The sequence below is a fragment of the Neisseria sp. P0001.S007 genome, from assembly GCF_051963655.1.
Lineage (GTDB): Bacteria > Pseudomonadota > Gammaproteobacteria > Burkholderiales > Neisseriaceae > Neisseria > Neisseria subflava_A.
Genome location: NZ_JBQCUB010000001.1, coordinates 199,667 through 217,265, shown reverse-complemented (window position 1 = coordinate 217,265; position 17,599 = coordinate 199,667). Strand labels below are relative to the sequence as shown.

The 17,599-nt window shown below is 49.4% G+C and carries 17 protein-coding genes; 9 read left to right on the top strand and 8 right to left on the bottom strand.

All coding sequences use genetic code 11. From position 1 onward, the window contains the following. Positions 1 to 122 precede the first annotated feature (122 nt). Both ACTHRE_RS01035 and ACTHRE_RS01030 read left to right on the top strand, forming a co-directional pair. On the top strand, positions 123 to 1,541 hold the full coding sequence (locus ACTHRE_RS01035; RefSeq protein WP_377072982.1) for an SLC13 family permease: 1,419 nt from the start codon (positions 123 to 125) through the stop codon (positions 1,539 to 1,541). 116 nt (positions 1,542 to 1,657) lie between these two features. Continuing rightward, positions 1,658 to 2,167 (top strand): peptidylprolyl isomerase, encoded by a 510-nt coding sequence (locus ACTHRE_RS01030; RefSeq protein WP_004519830.1) that lies wholly within the window; start codon positions 1,658 to 1,660, stop codon positions 2,165 to 2,167. 76 nt (positions 2,168 to 2,243) lie between these two features. On the opposite strand, the gene ACTHRE_RS01025 is transcribed toward ACTHRE_RS01030, so the two are convergent. Then, positions 2,244 to 2,741 (bottom strand): YbhB/YbcL family Raf kinase inhibitor-like protein, encoded by a 498-nt coding sequence (locus ACTHRE_RS01025; protein WP_002232090.1) that lies wholly within the window; start codon positions 2,739 to 2,741, stop codon positions 2,244 to 2,246. 186 nt (positions 2,742 to 2,927) lie between these two features. Here ACTHRE_RS01025 and ypfJ point away from each other — a divergent pair, with 186 nt between their 5' ends. Together ypfJ and ACTHRE_RS01015 are read left to right on the top strand one after the other, a co-directional pair. Continuing rightward, complete coding sequence (gene ypfJ, locus ACTHRE_RS01020; protein ID WP_377072984.1) at positions 2,928 to 3,767, top strand: KPN_02809 family neutral zinc metallopeptidase; 840 nt, start codon at positions 2,928 to 2,930, stop codon at positions 3,765 to 3,767. A 121-nt stretch (positions 3,768 to 3,888) separates the two neighbouring features. Next, positions 3,889 to 5,271 carry a phosphomannomutase/phosphoglucomutase gene (locus ACTHRE_RS01015; protein ID WP_377072986.1) on the top strand — a complete coding sequence of 461 codons (1,383 nt, stop codon included), beginning with the start codon at positions 3,889 to 3,891 and terminating at the stop codon, positions 5,269 to 5,271. Positions 5,272 to 5,375: 104 nt separating this feature from the next. Here the strand turns inward: ACTHRE_RS01015 and rpe are convergent, their stop codons facing one another. After that, entirely contained in the window at positions 5,376 to 6,056 is a 681-nt protein-coding gene (gene rpe, locus ACTHRE_RS01010) for a ribulose-phosphate 3-epimerase (RefSeq protein WP_377072988.1), read from the bottom strand. Between the two features lie 277 nt (positions 6,057 to 6,333). On the opposite strand from rpe, the gene ACTHRE_RS01005 reads away from it, so the two are divergent. Beyond that, complete coding sequence (locus ACTHRE_RS01005; RefSeq protein WP_377072990.1) at positions 6,334 to 6,762, top strand: Spy/CpxP family protein refolding chaperone; 429 nt, start codon at positions 6,334 to 6,336, stop codon at positions 6,760 to 6,762. Positions 6,763 to 6,828: 66 nt separating this feature from the next. On the opposite strand, the gene ACTHRE_RS01000 is transcribed toward ACTHRE_RS01005, so the two are convergent. Both ACTHRE_RS01000 and ACTHRE_RS00995 read right to left on the bottom strand, forming a co-directional pair. Further along, positions 6,829 to 7,695, bottom strand: a complete 867-nt coding sequence (locus ACTHRE_RS01000) for an ATP-binding protein (protein ID WP_049329674.1) — start codon at positions 7,693 to 7,695, stop codon at positions 6,829 to 6,831. A 16-nt stretch (positions 7,696 to 7,711) separates the two neighbouring features. Continuing rightward, positions 7,712 to 8,326: a riboflavin synthase subunit alpha gene (locus ACTHRE_RS00995; protein ID WP_377072992.1), complete on the bottom strand. Its 615-nt coding sequence runs from the start codon at positions 8,324 to 8,326 to the stop codon at positions 7,712 to 7,714. A 125-nt stretch (positions 8,327 to 8,451) separates the two neighbouring features. Here ACTHRE_RS00995 and ACTHRE_RS00990 point away from each other — a divergent pair, with 125 nt between their 5' ends. From ACTHRE_RS00990 to ACTHRE_RS00980, 3 genes are all read left to right on the top strand, one after another. Continuing rightward, positions 8,452 to 9,297: a 23S rRNA (adenine(2030)-N(6))-methyltransferase RlmJ gene (locus tag ACTHRE_RS00990; RefSeq protein WP_377072994.1), complete on the top strand. Its 846-nt coding sequence runs from the start codon at positions 8,452 to 8,454 to the stop codon at positions 9,295 to 9,297. A 130-nt stretch (positions 9,298 to 9,427) separates the two neighbouring features. Then, complete coding sequence (locus ACTHRE_RS00985) at positions 9,428 to 9,781, top strand: hypothetical protein (protein ID WP_377072995.1); 354 nt, start codon at positions 9,428 to 9,430, stop codon at positions 9,779 to 9,781. A gap of 67 nt (positions 9,782 to 9,848) precedes the next feature. Further along, entirely contained in the window at positions 9,849 to 10,823 is a 975-nt protein-coding gene (locus ACTHRE_RS00980) for a class 1 fructose-bisphosphatase (protein ID WP_377072997.1), read from the top strand. A 143-nt stretch (positions 10,824 to 10,966) separates the two neighbouring features. Here the strand turns inward: ACTHRE_RS00980 and waaF are convergent, their stop codons facing one another. Continuing rightward, on the bottom strand, positions 10,967 to 11,986 hold the full coding sequence (waaF, locus tag ACTHRE_RS00975; protein WP_377072999.1) for a lipopolysaccharide heptosyltransferase II: 1,020 nt from the start codon (positions 11,984 to 11,986) through the stop codon (positions 10,967 to 10,969). Positions 11,987 to 12,260: 274 nt separating this feature from the next. Next, positions 12,261 to 13,724 carry an IMP dehydrogenase gene (guaB, locus tag ACTHRE_RS00970; protein ID WP_049344697.1) on the bottom strand — a complete coding sequence of 488 codons (1,464 nt, stop codon included), beginning with the start codon at positions 13,722 to 13,724 and terminating at the stop codon, positions 12,261 to 12,263. Between the two features lie 189 nt (positions 13,725 to 13,913). Between guaB and ACTHRE_RS00965 the strand changes: the two genes are divergently transcribed. Then, entirely contained in the window at positions 13,914 to 14,339 is a 426-nt protein-coding gene (locus ACTHRE_RS00965) for a DUF4124 domain-containing protein (protein WP_377073001.1), read from the top strand. 70 nt (positions 14,340 to 14,409) lie between these two features. Here the strand turns inward: ACTHRE_RS00965 and ACTHRE_RS00960 are convergent, their stop codons facing one another. After that, on the bottom strand, positions 14,410 to 15,738 hold the full coding sequence (locus ACTHRE_RS00960) for an anaerobic C4-dicarboxylate transporter family protein (protein WP_377073264.1): 1,329 nt from the start codon (positions 15,736 to 15,738) through the stop codon (positions 14,410 to 14,412). A 222-nt stretch (positions 15,739 to 15,960) separates the two neighbouring features. Further along, positions 15,961 to 17,535 (bottom strand): glycosyltransferase family 2 protein, encoded by a 1,575-nt coding sequence (locus ACTHRE_RS00955; RefSeq protein WP_377073003.1) that lies wholly within the window; start codon positions 17,533 to 17,535, stop codon positions 15,961 to 15,963. Positions 17,536 to 17,599: the final 64 nt, after the last annotated feature.

Genomic DNA, 17,599 nt, shown 5'->3' with positions numbered 1-17,599 from the left:
TTTCTAAAAAACAATTTACAATTTGTTTACACTACATCAAATTACAAATATACTGTCGCCTATTAGGCCGTCTGAACGTACGGCTGAAAAGAAAAACCAATCATGTTTCAGAGGAATACATCATGGACTTAAACGCCAAGGATAAGACTCAGCATCCTGAGAACGTCGAGCTTCTCAGTGCGCAGAAGCCGATTACCGACTTTAAAGGACTGCTGACGACCATTATCTCTGCTGTTGTCTGCTTCGGCATTTATTACATCCTTCCCTACAGCCCCGATGCCAACAAAGGTATCGCGCTGTTGATTTTCGTTGCGGCACTTTGGTTTACCGAAGCCGTACACATTACCGTTACCGCACTGATGATCCCTATCCTTGCCGTTGTACTCGGTTTCCCGGATATGGACATCAAAAAAGCGATGGCCGGTTTCTCCGACCCGACGATTTACATCTTCTTCGGCGGCTTCGCGCTTGCAACCGCCCTGCACATGCAGCGTCTCGACCGTAAAATCGCTGTCAGCCTGTTGCGCCTGTCCCGTGGCAATATGAAAGTTGCCGTGTTGATGCTGTTTGCCGTTACCGCCTTCCTGTCTATGTGGATCAGTAACACTGCGACTGCCGCGATGATGTTGCCTTTGGCAATGGGTATGATGAGCCACCTCGACCAAAAAAAAGAACGCAAAACCTACGTTTTCGTCCTGCTCGGTATCGCCTACTGCGCCAGTATCGGCGGCTTGGGCACCGTGGTCGGTTCTCCGCCGAACATGATTGCCGCCAAAGCGCTGAACTTGGACTTCGTCGGCTGGATGAAGCTCGGCCTGCCGATGATGCTGTTGATTCTGCCGCTGATGCTGTTCTCCATGTACGTCATCCTCAAACCTAATTTGAATGAGCGCGTGGAAGTTAAAGCTGAATCTATCCCTTGGACTTTGCACCGCGTGATTGCGCTGTTGATTTTCTTGGCCGCAGCCATCGCTTGGGTATTCAGCTCCAAAATCAAAGCCGCATTCGATATTTCCAACCCTGATACCGTTATTGCCCTGATTGCCGCCGTTGCCGTCGTCGTATTCGGCGTGGCGCAATGGAAAGAAGTTGCCCGCAATACCGACTGGGGTGTATTGATGCTCTTCGGTGGCGGTATCAGCTTGAGCGCATTGCTGCAATCTTCCGGCGCATCTGAAGCTCTGGGTCAGCAAGTTGCTTCCACGTTCTCCCATTCTCCTGCATTGCTGGTGATTTTCGTGGTTGCCGCCTTCATCATCTTCCTGACCGAGTTCACCAGTAACACGGCTTCCGCCGCCTTGCTTGTGCCTATTTTCGCCAGCATCGCCGCGCAAATGGGCCTGCCGGAACAAGTCTTGGTATTCGTCATCGGCATTGGTGCATCTTGTGCCTTCATGTTGCCGGTTGCCACACCGCCTAACGCGATTGTGTTCGGTACAGGCTTGATTAAGCAACGCGAAATGATGAATGTCGGCTTATTGCTGAATGTCCTCTGTATCGTATTGGTTGCGCTGTGGGCTTATTTCGTCCTGATGCCGTAAACCCGTAAACATAGTCCAGGCCGTCTGAAAGAATATTTTTCAGACGGCCTTGAAGTTTCTCGTTCAGACACAATTTAACGAATGATTCAAAACCGGATTCTAACGAAAGGAAACCCATGATTATCCTGCACACCAACAAAGGCGACATCAAAATCGAACTGGATTTCGACAAAGCCCCCGTTACTGCTAAAAACTTCGAGCAATACGTTAAAGACGGCTTCTACGACGGCGTAATCTTCCACCGCGTCATCAAAGGCTTTATGATTCAAGGCGGCGGCATGGATGAAAACATGAACGAAAAAGAAACCCGCGATCCGATTCAAAACGAAGCGTCCAACGGTTTGCCTAACGAGAAATACACCATCGCCATGGCGCGTACTTCCGATCCTCATTCTGCCAGCGCGCAATTCTTCATCAACACTGCCGACAACGCTTTCTTGAACTTCCGTTCTAAAGAGCTGTACGGCAAAACCGTCGTTCAAGACTGGGGCTATGCCGTATTCGGTAAAGTCGTTGACGGTTTTGACGTTGTTGATGCCATCGAAGGCGTTTCTACCAAACGTCACGGCTACCACGACGACGTACCGAGCGAACCAGTCATCATCACTAAAGCCGAAGTGGTTTAATTGATTTGATTTCCCATAAAAACAGCCTGTCCGAATTAAAACCGGACAGGCTGTTTTTCAATAATGACGCATACCGTCACACATCATAAGTACCGACCACGCATGCCGAATCCAAGACATGACCCTGCATGGCAAAATGCAGCTCATTAAAGCGGAAACCGCGCGGTAAATCCAAAACAGTATCCAGCGCGTACACAATCAGTTCATAACGATGGCGGTTGTTCGGTGGTGCCATACCGCCGTAAAAAGAAGCCTCTTCAATTTCAAATTTACCCAACGCACTCGCCCAAGTGTTCGCGCCCTGTGTGAAATCTGTTGCAGAAATACTTTCATTTTCTGCCACGGAAGTGCGTTTCAAATCCGAAATCAACCAATGCGTCCATACGAAGCCGGATGCTGAAATGGCATCTTTGTCTTCCAACACCACGGCAAACGATTTTGTTCCTTCAGGCGCATCTTCAATCTCAAAAGGAATCGAATAAGAAGGCATACCGCTCGGGCTGAACTGGCTGCCGCGCTTGCCATATTTGTCTTCAAATTCGCCGTTGACAATAGCTTTACTGCTGACTTTCATCTTATATCTCCCAATAGTAGGTTTGTTCATTCTAACAAACACCAAGGCCGTCTGAAAGATACTGCCGTTTTCACTTTCCCGATGTCGCATTTTCAGACGGCCAAAAGCAATATTCACAATTCGATCAAACACATTTGACATTCCATAGTATAATCCGCCGCATGAAAACTACACAGGATACGCATTATGGATTGGAAAGGTCGTGAACAAAGCCAAAACGTCGAAGATCTCCGCGGAAGCCGTGGCGGCGGCGGCGGTAAAACGCCGGGCATACTCGGCATTATCGTGGTTTTGATCGGCGCATATTACGGCGTGGATTTGAGCGGTTTGGTTGGCGGCTCATCTTCGATGGGCATTCCTACCCAGCAAGCTTCCCGACTCGACAGCCAACAAGAAGCCGAGTTGAAAGAACTGTCCCGTGTCGTCCTTGCTAATACCGAAAAAACATGGAGTAAATATTTCCAGCAACACGGCCAACACTACACACCGACAACCATGGTGTTGTATGAAGGCAGTACGTCCACCGCCTGCGGTACGGGCCAATCTGCCATGGGCCCGTTTTACTGTCCGGGCGACCAAAGAGTTTATTTGGATTTGAGTTTCTACGAAGACATGCGCACCAAGCTCGAATCCGCCAGCGATGCCGCGTTTGCCTACGTTATTGCCCATGAAGTCGGCCATCACGTTCAAAACCTGCTCGGCATTCTGCCTAAAATCCACAAAATGCAACAGCAAGTCGGCAAAAAAGAGGCCAATGCCCTTTCCGTCAAACTCGAATTGCAGGCCGACTGTTTCGCTGGTATTTGGGGACACTACGCCATCAACAACAATATCTTCAAAACAGAAGACATTCAAAAAGCGATGCTTGCCGCCGAATCCGTCGGCGACGACCGCTTGCAGAAACAGGCCCAGGGCTATGTCGTTCCCGACAGCTTTACCCATGGCTCGTCCGAAGAACGCATGACTTGGCTCAAGCGCGGTTTGGAAAGCGGCGACATCAACCAGTGCAACACTTTCAACAATTGATTCGTCCAAACAACACTGTTCTTTGATGTAACGACAAAAGGCCGTCTGAATTCTTCAGACGGCCTTTTAGCCGTGTTAAAATAACGCCTATTATTTTCCCTTAAATTTAAAGGAAATCCACATGGCAAATATCGCCCGCGACATTTTCAAAGCCTACGACATCCGGGGCATCGTCGGTAAAACCCTGACCGACGAAGCTGCCTACTTAATCGGTAAAGCTATTGCTACCAAAGCCTCCGAAAAAGGCATTACCCGCATCGCACTCGGTCGCGACGGCCGTTTGAGCGGTCCCGGCCTGATGGCACAAATTCAACGCGGTTTTACAGACAGCGGCATCGACGTTCTCAATGTCGGCATGGTTGCCACCCCTATGCTCTACTTCGCAGCCATCAACGAATGCGGCGGCAGCGGCGTAATGATTACCGGCAGCCACAATCCGCCCGATTACAACGGTTTCAAAATGATGCTCGGCGGCGACACGCTCGCAGGCGAAGCCATTCAAGAACTTTTAGCTATTGTTGAAAAAGATGGTTTTGTTGCTGCCGACAAACAAGGCAGCGTAACCGAAAAAGACATCTCCGGCGAATACCACAACAACATCGTCGGCCACATCAAGCTCAAACGCCCGATGAAAATCGCCATCGACGCGGGCAACGGTGTCGGCGGCGCATTCGCGGGCAAACTCTACAAAGGCTTGGGCAACGAAGTGACCGAACTTTTCTGCGAAGTGGACGGCAATTTCCCTAATCACCACCCCGACCCTTCCAAACCGAAAAACCTGCAAGACCTCATCGTCGAGCTCAAAAACGGCGATGCCGAAATCGGCTTGGCATTTGACGGCGATGCCGACCGCTTGGGCGTGGTTACCAAAGACGGCAACATCATCTATCCGGACCGCCAACTGATGCTTTTCGCACAAGACGTGTTGAGCCGCCATCCTAAAGCCAAAGTGATTTTCGACGTCAAATCCACCCGCCTGCTCGCACCTTGGATTAAAGAACACGGCGGTGATCCTGTCATGGAGAAAACCGGCCACAGCTTCATCAAATCCACCATGAAAAAAACCGGCGCACTGGTTGCCGGCGAAATGAGCGGACACATCTTCTTTAAAGAACGCTGGTTCGGCTTCGACGACGGTATGTATGCCGGCGCACGCCTCTTAGAGATCCTGTCTGCCTTCGACAATCCGTCCGAAGTATTGAACAAGCTGCCGCAAAGCATTTCCACTCCGGAACTCAACATCGACCTGCCCGAAGGCAGCAACGGCCACAAAGTGATTGAAGAGCTGGCTGCCAATGCCAAGTTTGAAGGTGCGACCGAAATCATCACCATCGACGGCTTGCGCGTTGAATTCCCCGACGGCTTCGGCCTGATGCGTGCTTCCAATACCACACCGATTTTGGTGTTGCGTTTTGAAGCGGATACACAAGAAGCGATTGAGCGTATTCAAAACCAATTCAAAGCAGTCATTGAAAGCAATCCTGCATTGAAATGGCCGCTGTAAGGGTTTAGGCTAAAACAAAAGGCCGTCTGAAAATTATTTCAGACGGCCTTTAATATTAAACATTGATTATTTAAAGTTTGGAAACTAAGAATATCCCGGCTTGGTTATCCGACTTGCGCCAACTGTTGACGCATTTCATCGATAACGGCTTTGTAATCCGGTTTGCCAAAAATCGCCGAACCGGCCACAAACGTATCCGCACCTGCCGCCGCAATTTCAGCAATATTGTCTGTCTTCACGCCGCCATCGACTTCCAATGCGATACGGCGGCCGCTTTGCCGTTCATACTCGTCCAACATCTCGCGCACTTTGCGGACTTTCACCAGCGTATTCGGGATAAAGCTTTGTCCGCCGAAGCCCGGGTTGACCGACATCAGCAACACCATATCCAGTTTGTCCAAAACGTTTTCCAGAATATTGACCGGCGTGGCAGGATTCAATACCAAACCTGCCTGACAGCCGTATTCTTTAATCAAACCCAAGCTGCGGTCGATGTGGCGACTGGCTTCTGGATGAAAAGTAATGATATTGGCACCGGCTTTGGCAAACGCATGAATCAAATCGTCCACCGGCTCAACCATCAAATGCACATCGACCGGCACGGTTGCATACGGTTTCAAAGCCGCGCAAACCATAGGGCCGAAAGTCAGATTCGGCACATAATGATTGTCCATCACGTCAAAATGAATCAAATCCGCGCCGGCGCGGATAACTTCGGCAACCTCTTCGCCCAAGCGGGCAAAATCGGCAGACAAAATACTGGGGGCGATACGGTAGTCGGTCATGTTTGTTCTCCTAAAGTGTGTTCCTTTGTCATTATCGCATTTTTGCCCCTATGTTGTATGCTACCGACAACATCTCTGCCGTCATTTTTATGAATTTACATTTCACATACATTAATGAAACTTAAAATCAAATTGTAAGGCTTTGAAAATAAATTATTTGAATACATACATATGCAGAAAAATCCAATATCATTAACAAAAGTTAACTGCTTTGATACTGCCTTTCACACGCTAATCGGTTATATTTCCAAACCTGATGAAACATTAGGAAAACACCGTGTCTGTCGCACTTTCCCGCTATCCGACTTTTACTTTCTTAGCACTCGCCCTACTCTGTTCCAGCCTGCCTGCACATGCCGGTCCATTTCTGGCCACTTTGGACGACTTCCACCCGAATTGCGACATCCGACAGCTCAATTTATCCTCCGACCAACACGCCGCCCTGCGTCGCCTGCGTACCGACTTCAAACAAATCAACGATAAAGCCTACCGTAAAACCGTACGCTCCGACCGCAACCGCCGTCAAACCATCATCAAAATCCTCTCCGGCGACTCATTCGACTCAAACGCCGCCCGCGATTATGTTGAAAACCGCTACCTCTCCAGCATGGACTATGCGGTGGATGAAATGGAAATCCAATACCGCCTCTATCATCTGCTCAATCCGCGCCAACGCCAGCAATGGTTATCTTCATGCTTGCGCTGATGGATAAATAAAAATACAAGAAAGCCGTCTGAAACCATATTCAGACGGCCTTTGCTTTTTTCAGCCTTAATCCAGCACTCTTTCTTCCGGCAACCGACCTGCCCAGTCGCAGGCAAACTGCCATGCCGAACGACCCGAACGGCTGCCGCGCATTTGCGCCCATTGCAACGCGGCTTGGCGTGCCGTGTCATCAAAAGGCACATTGAAATCGTCCAACCAGTTGGCAACAGCGGTCAGATAATCGTTTTGGTCGAAAGGATAAAAACTCAGCCATAAGCCGAAGCGGTCGGAAAGGGAAATTTTCTCCTCAACAGCCTCTTTCTGATGAATTTCGCCGCGAATGCCCGTAGTACCGCCGTTTTCATCCATGTATTCTGGAATTAAATGACGACGGTTGGATGTGGCATAAACCAAAACATTGGTGCAACGTTGCGACAGTCCACCGTCTAAAGCAGTTTTCAAGGCTTTATAGGTCTCATCGCCGGTTTCAAACGACAAATCATCGCAGAAAACGATAAACTTCTCAGGGCGCTCGGACAACAACGTCAACAAAGCCGGCAGACTGATCAAATCGCTTTTGTCCACTTCAATCAGTCGCAGGCCACGCTCAGCGTATTCGTGCAACAACGCTTTAACCAAGGAGGATTTCCCCGTACCGCGCGCGCCGGTCATCAAGACATTATTTGCCGGACGACCTGCCAAAAATTGCTCGGTATTGCGTTTCAGCCGGTCGGTTTGCGAACCGACTGCCGCCAATCTGCTCAAAGGAAACGTATGCGGACGCGGCAGGCTTTCCAAAATACCTTTTTTGCCCACACTGTGCCAACGGTAGGCCAAAGCGCGCCAGTCGGTTTTACCGGCTTCGTCAGGCAGGATTAAATCCAGACGGTTTAAAACGGAATTCGCTTTTTTCAAAAAATTGGATAATTTCATTTTGGCTTTCTTTTTTTCAGACGGCCTTTTGAGCCAATACACGCATCACGGTATCGACAACGGCTTGGGTTTGCGGATCGATTTCAATATTGATGAGGTCGCCTTCTTTGCGACTGCCAAACAGGGTACGCTCCAAAGTCTCCGGAATCAGGTGTACACAAAATTCGCTGTCGCTGACTTCGCCTATGGTCAGGCTGCAACCATCCAAACCGACAAAGCCTTTGGTCAGGATGTAGGGCTTGAGGTTTTCCGGCAGCTCAAACCAAACTGTACGGTTGAACTCGCTGGATTCGATACGTGAAATTCGGGTAACCGCCATCACATGGCCGCTCATCACATGACCACCGATTTCGTCACCAAACCGCGCCGCGCGTTCCAAATTGACACTGTTGCCGACTTTCAAGCTGCCGAGATTGGTTTTGCGTAAGGTTTCGTCCATCAAATCAAAGCTGACTTTGTTGCCGTCGATTCGGGTAATGGTCAGGCAGCAGCCGTTGTTGGCGACAGAGGCGCCAGTTTGCAGATTGTCGGCGATTTCGGGGGGCAGCTCGACTGTGTGGGTACGAAAGTCGGGCGAAGGTTGGGCGATGTCTGTAATTTTGCCCATACCTTGTACGATGCCTGTAAACATGATGTCTTCTTTCCGATGGTACGATAAGGCGGATATTGTAGCATTTTCCAGGCACAAAGGCCGTCTGAAAGCAGTGATGGCGATGGTTTGGGGTATAATCGGATTTTTATTTCCGCAGCCCGATCATGCTCAGCTACCGCCACGCCTTCCATGCCGGCAACCATGCCGATATGCTCAAGCACTTTACCCTCTTCCTCGTCCTCGAATATTTCAACCGCAAAGACAAGCCTTATTGGTATATCGATACGCACAGCGGTGCCGGTTTGTATGATTTGAGCGGCGATGAAGCGCAAAAAGTCGGCGAATACAAACAAGGCATTACGCTCTTGGAACAAGCTGACAAGCTGCCTGCCGAATTGGCCGAATTTATGGGCCGTCTGAAACAAATACTGCCGCAAGACAACCTTTACTGCGGCTCGCCTTGGCTGGCACAGGCGCTCACGCGCGACAGCGACAAAATGCGCCTCTTTGAGCTGCACCCTGCCGATTTTGTCCATTTGCAAAACAATATGCGCGAAGTCCGTCATGCGCGTAAAGCACAGGTCAGCCAAGCGGACGGTTATCAGGGCTTGATTTCATTATTGCCTCCCCCGCCCCGCCGTGCCGCAGTCTTGATTGATCCGCCCTACGAAGAAAAACAAGACTACCGCCGTGTCGTCCAAGTTTTGAAAGATGCCTTGAAACGCTTTGAAACCGGCTGCTATATGGTTTGGTATCCCTGCCTGAGCCGCGAAGAAAGCCGCAAACTGCCGGACGAACTCAAAAAAATCGCTCCCGACAATTACCTGCACGCCGAGCTCCATGTCCATACGCCGCGCAGCGACGGCTTCGGTATGCACGGCAGCGGCATGTTCGTCATCAACCCACCCTATATGCTTGCCGAACAGTTGCAAAACAATCTGCCCGAACTTTCCAAAATTTTGGCGCAAGATGCAGGCGCGCATTATGTATTGGAAAGCAAAACGAAATAAACGCTGCCGTCTGAACGCATACCCAAGCGCTTCGATTTTGCCACCATACCTGTTCAGACGGCCTTAACCCTTTATACTTAAGCCTTTTTCCACTACAATTCACAACATAACAATTAACGACCGTCCACTCATGAATATACGCACACCCCTAGCCTGCACGTTCCTGCTTTGCGCGTGCAGCGAATCAGTAAAAAACGAATTTAAAGAAGAATTTACCCAAAGTTTCCGCACCGAATTTGTCCGCTCAGCAACCGAAGCCTGCGTAGAAAAAGCCGCAGGAAAAAGCCCGTTTGATTCCGCGACTACTGAAAAAATCTGCCGCTGCATCGGCGAAAAAACAGTCGACCAAATCAATCCTGAAGAAGCGACCTCACTTTTGGGCGGCAGCGACTCCATGAGCGACGAGCTAAAAAAACGCATCAAAGACACCAGCATCGCCTGCACTAAAGAAGTTTTAGGCATGGCCGAAAGCAAAATCAAATGAACACGCCGTTTTCAGACGGCCTGAAATTGAAAAATATTCGATTCAAACTTAGGAAAAGAGTGAAGCCATGAATACATTGAACCAATTCTTAGCCCAACACCTGCCCGAACACAAACTGCCGCAAGAGCTGGCGAGCGTACTGGAATCCGTAGCCACCGCCTGTTTGGACATCAACGCCAAAGTCCGCCTCGGCGCGCTTTCCGGCGTTTTGGGCATGGCAGGTACCGGCAACATCCAAGGCGAAGACCAAAAGAAACTTGACGTCATCGCCAACAACATCATGATTGATGTTTTAAAAGCCAATACCAACATCGCAGGCCTTGCCAGCGAAGAAGAAGACACCTATGTCGCCACACACGAAAACGGTGGCTATTTGGTATTGTTTGACCCGTTGGACGGCTCTTCCAATATCGACGTCAACATCTCCGTCGGCACCATTTTCTCCATTTTAGCGAAACCAGAAGGCGCATTGACTACCGAATCCTTCCTGCAAAAAGGCCGCGACCAAGTAGCCGCAGGTTATGTTTTATACGGTCCGCAAACTCAACTGGTACTGACTGTCGGTCATGGCGTATTTGTTTTCACTCTGGACGATGCCAACCAATTCCTGCTGACCAAAGAAAATCCGCGCGTTCCCGAATCCACTAAAGAATTCGCCATCAATATGTCCAACCAAAGACATTGGTTCGCCCCTGTTCAACAATACATTGACGAATTGCTGGCAGGCGAAACCGGCGTACGCGGCAAAAACTACAATATGCGCTGGGTAGCCAGCATGGTTGCCGAAATTCACCGCATCCTGATGCGCGGCGGCGTATTCATGTATCCGCAAGACAAACGCGATCCATCCAAACCGGGCAAACTACGCCTGATGTACGAAGCCAACCCGATGAGCCTGCTTATGGAACAAGCCGGCGGCGCATCAAACAACGCCATCGAAGCCATGCTCGACATCCAACCTACCGGCCTGCACCAACGTGTTGCCGTATTCATGGGCAGCCGTGAAGAAGTCGAATACGTTTATAATCTGCATCAAAAATAATCAAATGTATTGATTTCAAAACAAAAAAGGCCGTCTGAAATATGATTTTCAGACGGCCTTTTGTTAAAAAATAGAAGAAACGAAAGATTAAAAGGACAGACTCAAATCCACCCTTTGCTGTTTTCCATCTAACCTTTATTGGATTACGCCGAATGAGCCAGCTCTTCCGCTGCTTTTTGCACCATATCCGGCGTCAGTTTGTTCAAACAATCCGTATGCCCCAACGGACATTCGCGCTTAAAACAAGGTGAGCAATCCAAATTCAAACTGACGATTTTTGCCTTTTGGCTGAGAGGCGGCGTATGGTCAGGGCTGGATGAGCCGTAAACCGCAACCAATTTCCGATCAAGCGCAGCCGCAAGGTGCATCAGACCGCTGTCGTTGCACACGACCGTATCGGCGCAAGACAACAGATCAATCGCCTCCGAAAGATTGGTTTTGCCGCAAAGATTGGTGCAAAGGCCATCTGAAAGCCGGTTGATTTCATCTGCAATATCGAAATCTTTTTGCGAACCAAACAGCCAAACCTGCCAACCTTCAGCCAAATAGCGGCGGCCAAGTTCGGCAAAATGACGCGCAGGCCAACGCTTGGCCGGGCCATATTCCGCACCGGGACAAAATGCCAAAATCGGTTTATCCGTCGTCAAACCATGTTTTGCCAAAGCGGCTTGACGGCTTTCGGAATCAATCGTGAAACACGGATTATCGGAATGCCCGTTAAAATCCGCTTGGGTCGGATGCGCCAGCGCAGTATAGCGGTCAACCATCAGAGGCAACGCGACCTTATCCAACTTACGGATATCATTCAACAAAAAATAGCGCGACTCGCCGACGTAGCCCGTACGCTGCTTGATGCCCGTAGCCAAGGCAATAATGGCGGATTTGAGCGAACCGGGCAAAACAATCACTTGATCATAGCCTTCTTTTCCCAATTCACGCCCGATATGCCAGCGTTTTTTCAATTCCAATGCACCATGTCCAAACGGGTTTTCCATCACACGGTTGATTTCAGGCATACGCTCAAATACGGCCATCGACCATTTGGGTGCAAAAGCATCAATGGTGCAGCCGGGATGCAGCTCATGCAAACGACGATAAAGCGGTTGGGTCATGACACAGTCGCCAATCCAGCTTGGGGTAATAATCAGGATTTTTTTGGACATAATGGAATGTGTTTTTAATTTTAGCTTATTGTAATACGATTTTTAAAAGGCCATCTGAAACTCGGTTTAATCGCTCAGTTCAAAACGTACTAGTTGATACATGTCATTTTAGCGCGTGAAGCGTTTGTCTTCCCAATTTATCCGGCAAGTTCTGCAAATACCTAACCTGAAACACCAGACCAAACAGCGGCAAGTAATATTCTCTTCATTTTTAAAACCTTATAAAAACAGAAAGGCCGTCTGAAATATTTTCAGACGACCTTTTTATACTCGTTTAACGATGGTAGTTAGGCGCTTCTTTAGTGATTTGTACGTCGTGAACGTGGGATTCGCTCATACCGGCAGAAGTGATTTCCACAAATTCTGCTTTCTCGTGCATTTCAGCAATATTGGCGCAACCCAAATAACCCATGCTGGAGCGCAGACCGCCGGTCAATTGGTGGATGATGTTCACAATCGGGCCTTTGTAAGGAACGCGGCCTTCGATGCCTTCAGGAACATATTTGTCTGTGCTGTCGGTTTTGTCTTGGAAGTAGCGGTCGGCAGAGCCTTGACTCATCGCACCCAACGAACCCATGCCGCGGTAAGACTTGTAAGAGCGGCCTTGGTAGAGTTCGATTTCGCCCGGTGCTTCTTCCGTACCGGCAAACATACCGCCGAGCATGACGCTGTATGCACCTGCTGCCAGAGCTTTGGCAATATCGCCGGAGAAGCGGATACCGCCGTCGGCAATCAGGGGAACGCCTGTACCTTTCAGTGCTTCGGAAACATTGTGAATCGCAGTCAGTTGAGGCACGCCCACGCCTGCTACGATACGGGTCGTACAAATCGAGCCCGGGCCGATACCGACTTTAACGGCATCCGCACCGGCAGCCACCAAATCCAAAGCGGCTTGGGCAGTCGCGATGTTGCCGCCGATGACTTGAATGTGCGGATAAGTTTCTTTTACCCAGCGCACGCGATCGATAACACCTTGGCTATGACCGTGGGCAGTATCAACCACAATCACGTCCACACCTGCTTCTACCAATGCTTTGACGCGCTCTTCGGTATCACCGCCGGTACCCACCGCGGCACCGACGCGCAGACGGCCTTCAGCATCTTTGTTGGCATTAGGGAATTCGGTTGTTTTCAGAATATCTTTAACTGTAATCAGACCTTTGAGTTCGTCTTGGTCGTTCAATACCAAAACGCGCTCAACTTTGTGCGCATGCATGATTTCGCGGGCTTCATCGATGCTGGTACCTTCAGGTACGGTAACCAAACGGTCGCGGGGGGTCATGATGGCAGAAACTGGCAGGTCGACACGGTTTTCAAAACGCAGGTCACGGTTGGTCACGATACCGACCACTTTGCCGTTTTCTACAACAGGCAGACCGGACATTTTGCGTTTGCGTTGTGCGCGCATTTCCAAGACTTCGCGGATCAATGCGGTCGGCGCAACGGTAACGGGATCTTTCACCACGCCGCTCTCATGGCGCTTCACTTTGGAAACGGCACGCGCTTGCAACTCCGGCGTCATGTTTTTATGGATAATGCCGATGCCGCCTTCTTGAGCCATAGAAATGGCCAGACGCGCTTCGGTAACGGTATCCATTGCAGCAGAAAGTAGAGGGAGGTTGAGCGTGATATCGCGGGTGAGTTTGGTTTGAAGTTTGACATCTCGAGGCAGCACGTTTGAGTGCGCTGGAACCAACAAAACGTCGTCGAAAGTATAGGCTTTTTCTACAATACGCATGATGCTCGGTCTTTCAGTTTGTGCAAGATGCACGGCATTATATCACACCGGCTTGACGCTAACATTGGCAATACATGTTTTAACGTTATTTTTTTACATGATTTGATCTACAGTACAAAAATATGCCAACGCATTGCAGTTTCAAGTAGAATAGGTCGAATGAAAACATCATTTACATAAGGGAAACCCATGAAATCTTCCGCACTCAAAACCTGTCTGACAGCAGCCCTTCTCTCTTCCGCCGCCCTGACCGGCGCGGCCGAGGTGTACACTTGGAAAGGCACGTCGGGCAACAGCTATTCCGATACGCCAAACCGTCTGCAACCGAAGCGTTCCGGCGTGGTCAACATCCGCACGCACAACGTCAAACCTGCCGTTGCGCCTGCTGTTGCGGCATCTGAGCCGGTTGTCGAGCAGCCTAATGAGCAGGTTGCGGAACAAAACAAACAAATCGAAGAGCGCAATAAAAAAATCGAAGAGCAAAACCGCCAAAACAAGCTGGAAAACTGCAAAATCGCCAAAATCAACCGCCAAGTCGCCGAAAGCGCACGCTTGGCCAATCGCGACAGCCTAATTAAACAATACCAAAACGACGTTAATAAATACTGCAATTAAGCTCTCGAATAACAATATCAAAAAGGCCGTCTGAAATTTAATTTCAGACGGCCTTTATTTTTTCAGCCTATCAATAATACACCTGAACCAACAACAAGCCGATGGCTAAGCTGAATGCCATGCTCAACAGGCCTGGAATCATGAAGCTGTGGTTGAAGATAAATTTGCCGATTTTGGTCGAGCCGGTTGTATCGAAGTCGATAGCGGCAATAATCGGACCGTAGTTCGGAATGAAGAAATAGCCGTTTACCGCAACAAATGTGCCGATAATGATGGGCGCAGGAATACCTAGTTTAATGGCGATTGGGAACAGCGTCGCCACTGTCGCGCCTTGGCTGTTGACCAATACCGACAAGACAAACAGGGCAAAGGCAAAAGTCCATGGTGCAGATTCAACCAAATGGCTGACGGTCGATTCTACTTCTGTTAAGTGGCCGCTCATCAAGGTATCGCCCAACCAAGCCACGCCAAACACCGCAATCACGGCACGCATACCGGCGTGGAATACCGAACCTCGGGTAATCGCATCGCCATTGGGTTTACACGCCAAAATAATCAGCGCAGAAGCAGACAACATCACGATTTCAATCGTATGCGCCATGCCCATAGGCTTGATCGCGCCATCGTGTTCAAAAGCCGGACGCAGCTCAGGCAGCGCACCCATTACAACCACCAGCAATGCCGCAGTCAAGAAAATACCGACCGACAATTTGGATTTCGGCGAAATGGCGACATCGGTTTGTTGTTCCTCCACATCGATGTATTCTTTCACATAGTTCGGGTCTTTCAGCAAAGCCTGATAATGCGGATCATCTTTCAACTCTTTGCCCAGTTTGTTTACGAACACGCAAGCCAAACCGATACCCAAAATCGTGGAGGGAACGGTAACTTTCAACACATCCGCCATCGTGATGTGTTGCGGCTCAAGCATGGTGACGCAGGCAACAACTGCGGCGGCAATCGGGCTGGCGACAATCGCAAATTGGGAAGCGATAACAGCCATCGTCAGCGGACGGGAAGGACGGATGCCATTGCGACGGCTGACTTCGGCAATCACGGGCAAGACCGAGTAAGCCACATGGCCCGTACCTGCCAATACGGTAAAGGTGTAAGTTACCGCCGGCGCGATAAAGGTGATGTATTTCGGATTGCGGTGCAACACGCGCGTGGCAATCTTAATCATATAGTCCAAACCGCCGCTGGCCTGCATGGCCGCGGCGGCAGACACTACCGCCATAATCATCAGCATCACATCAATCGGAGGGCTGGTCGGCTGAAGATGGAAACCAAAAGACAATACGGCCAAGCCGATACCGCCGAGCACGCCCAAACCAATACCGCCAACCTGCGCACCAATCAGGATACACAGCAACACAACGGCAAACTGGATAAAAAACATAGTTGACATCACAACTCCCAAAATCCGGCTTTGACCGAAATAAAATTACAAACGGTTGGATTATAGAGTAAACCCTCTTCCATAACCATACTTTACCTAATTATACATACTGATCTATATCAAATAAATAATATTCTCATTTAACCGCTAGGTTTTTAAAAACACAAAAAAGGCCGTCTGAAGATTTTCAGACGGCCTCTATGATTCTAAAAGATGATAAAGCTATTTTCCGGCTACTTCTTCATCTTTTATAAAATCCGATACGCCATGAACACAGCGGATTTTGCGTTCCGACAACGTTGCCTCCAACAAGGCATCGTTTTGCGGCAATGAATCGCGTTCTGCCTCATTGTGCCAGAGGTGGTACGCAATGCCGGCAAATTTCAAATTATGGCGTTTCATACCGTTATGATAGCAACGGGCGACAAATTCGCTGTCTTCCCTGCCCCAACCGACAAAGCTATTGTCAAACCCGTTGACGGCAAGCGCATCGCTGCGGAAAAAGCCCATATTGCAGGTTTTGATGCCTTTGTGTTTGCGGTTGCCTTTTCGGCCTGCCAGTTTGGCCAAACAACGGCAGCGCAGGGCGGAAAGCCGTTTTTCTATTCCCGAGCTGAACATGGACAAGGCAGGCAAATCGCCTTCGTTCAAAATATCCTGCGTTTTATCCTCAGTCAAAATCACGCGGGAACCCTGTATCAGACGGCCTTTGCGGGCAATCTTCAAATGATCGGCGATAAAAGACGGATCCAAGACCATATCGCCGTCAATCAACACAATATAATCGCTTTTCGCCTGCGCCAACGCACGGTTGCGCGATTCGGCAGCACGAAAACCTCTATCCGGCTGCCATGAATGCTTAACGGGAATACTTGTCCTGCGGCGGATAAAATCAACCACTTCGGCGGTTTCCTGCCTTGAGCCGTCATCCGCGACAATAATCTCATCAGGCAGACGTGTTTGCGATAAAGCCGATTTCAACACCAGCTCCAAAGCATCGGGGCGGTTGTAGGTGGTGATGATGAGGGAGACGGTTATCGTGCGGTTGCGCTCGTAGAGTTTGACATATTTGTAATACGAACCTTGTGCGTTGGAAACCGAAATCGTCAGGCCGTCTGCGCCATAGGCAAAACCGCGCTTGAGCAGATAATTTTTCACAAACGATACGCCGCCATGCAGCAAAGCCTTAAACGGCGAACTGTCTTTCTTAAAACGATTTTCTGCCGCATACAGCGAGCTATACTGCTGCATTTTTTGAATCAGCCCTTCGGCGTTTTCAAAAGAATAATGTTTCAGATGGCCATCGAGTTGTTTAACCTTAGCTTCCTGCGGCAACACCAAAGACTCATGCACCTGACGGTCGGAAAAACGGCTAAATCTGCGATGATAAAGGCGTGGAATAATATCTGGATACCAGCCGCAGCCTTTAATCAGTCTGCCGTGGTAATGGTTCAGACGGGAAAGTGAAAAAATATGCTCCTTCTCATTTTCCAAAACGGCCGCACGAATGGATTCGATTAAAGCCTCATCCACCACTTCATCGCTGTCTATGCTGAAAATCCAATCGTTTTGCGCCAGTCTGGCCGCCAGATTTTTCATCGGGCCAAATCCGATAAAGTCATGCTTGTAATAGCTGACATTGGAAAATCCCTTGGCAATTTCAAAAGTACGGTCGGTCGAGCCGTTGTCCAACAGCAGGACTTCGTCAAAGTCTTTCAGTGCACTCAAAACTTCTGAAAGATAACGTTCTGAATTTTTTACCAACATGGCGGCGGTTGCCGGAATTGTGTGCATCATAAAAAGGCCGTCTGAAAAAGGAAGCTGTATTTTAACCGATATACCGCTACAATATGTCCTCCTT

Excerpts from the sequence above, each read along its gene's own strand:
- ACTHRE_RS01035 (WP_377072982.1), top strand. The coding sequence starts at position 123 with ATGGACTTAAACGCCAAGGATAAGACTCAGCATCCTGAGAACGTCGAG.
- ACTHRE_RS01030 (WP_004519830.1), top strand. The coding sequence starts at position 1,658 with ATGATTATCCTGCACACCAACAAAGGCGACATCAAAATCGAACTGGAT.
- ACTHRE_RS01025 (WP_002232090.1), bottom strand. The coding sequence starts at position 2,741 with ATGAAAGTCAGCAGTAAAGCTATTGTCAACGGCGAATTTGAAGACAAA.
- ypfJ (WP_377072984.1), top strand. The coding sequence starts at position 2,928 with ATGGATTGGAAAGGTCGTGAACAAAGCCAAAACGTCGAAGATCTCCGC.
- ACTHRE_RS01015 (WP_377072986.1), top strand. The coding sequence starts at position 3,889 with ATGGCAAATATCGCCCGCGACATTTTCAAAGCCTACGACATCCGGGGC.
- rpe (WP_377072988.1), bottom strand. The coding sequence starts at position 6,056 with ATGACCGACTACCGTATCGCCCCCAGTATTTTGTCTGCCGATTTTGCC.
- ACTHRE_RS01000 (WP_049329674.1), bottom strand. The coding sequence starts at position 7,695 with ATGAAATTATCCAATTTTTTGAAAAAAGCGAATTCCGTTTTAAACCGT.
- ACTHRE_RS00995 (WP_377072992.1), bottom strand. The coding sequence starts at position 8,326 with ATGTTTACAGGCATCGTACAAGGTATGGGCAAAATTACAGACATCGCC.
- ACTHRE_RS00990 (WP_377072994.1), top strand. The coding sequence starts at position 8,452 with ATGCTCAGCTACCGCCACGCCTTCCATGCCGGCAACCATGCCGATATG.
- ACTHRE_RS00985 (WP_377072995.1), top strand. The coding sequence starts at position 9,428 with ATGAATATACGCACACCCCTAGCCTGCACGTTCCTGCTTTGCGCGTGC.
- ACTHRE_RS00980 (WP_377072997.1), top strand. The coding sequence starts at position 9,849 with ATGAATACATTGAACCAATTCTTAGCCCAACACCTGCCCGAACACAAA.
- waaF (WP_377072999.1), bottom strand. The coding sequence starts at position 11,986 with ATGTCCAAAAAAATCCTGATTATTACCCCAAGCTGGATTGGCGACTGT.
- guaB (WP_049344697.1), bottom strand. The coding sequence starts at position 13,724 with ATGCGTATTGTAGAAAAAGCCTATACTTTCGACGACGTTTTGTTGGTT.
- ACTHRE_RS00965 (WP_377073001.1), top strand. The coding sequence starts at position 13,914 with ATGAAATCTTCCGCACTCAAAACCTGTCTGACAGCAGCCCTTCTCTCT.
- ACTHRE_RS00960 (WP_377073264.1), bottom strand. The coding sequence starts at position 15,738 with ATGTTTTTTATCCAGTTTGCCGTTGTGTTGCTGTGTATCCTGATTGGT.
- ACTHRE_RS00955 (WP_377073003.1), bottom strand. The coding sequence starts at position 17,535 with ATGATGCACACAATTCCGGCAACCGCCGCCATGTTGGTAAAAAATTCA.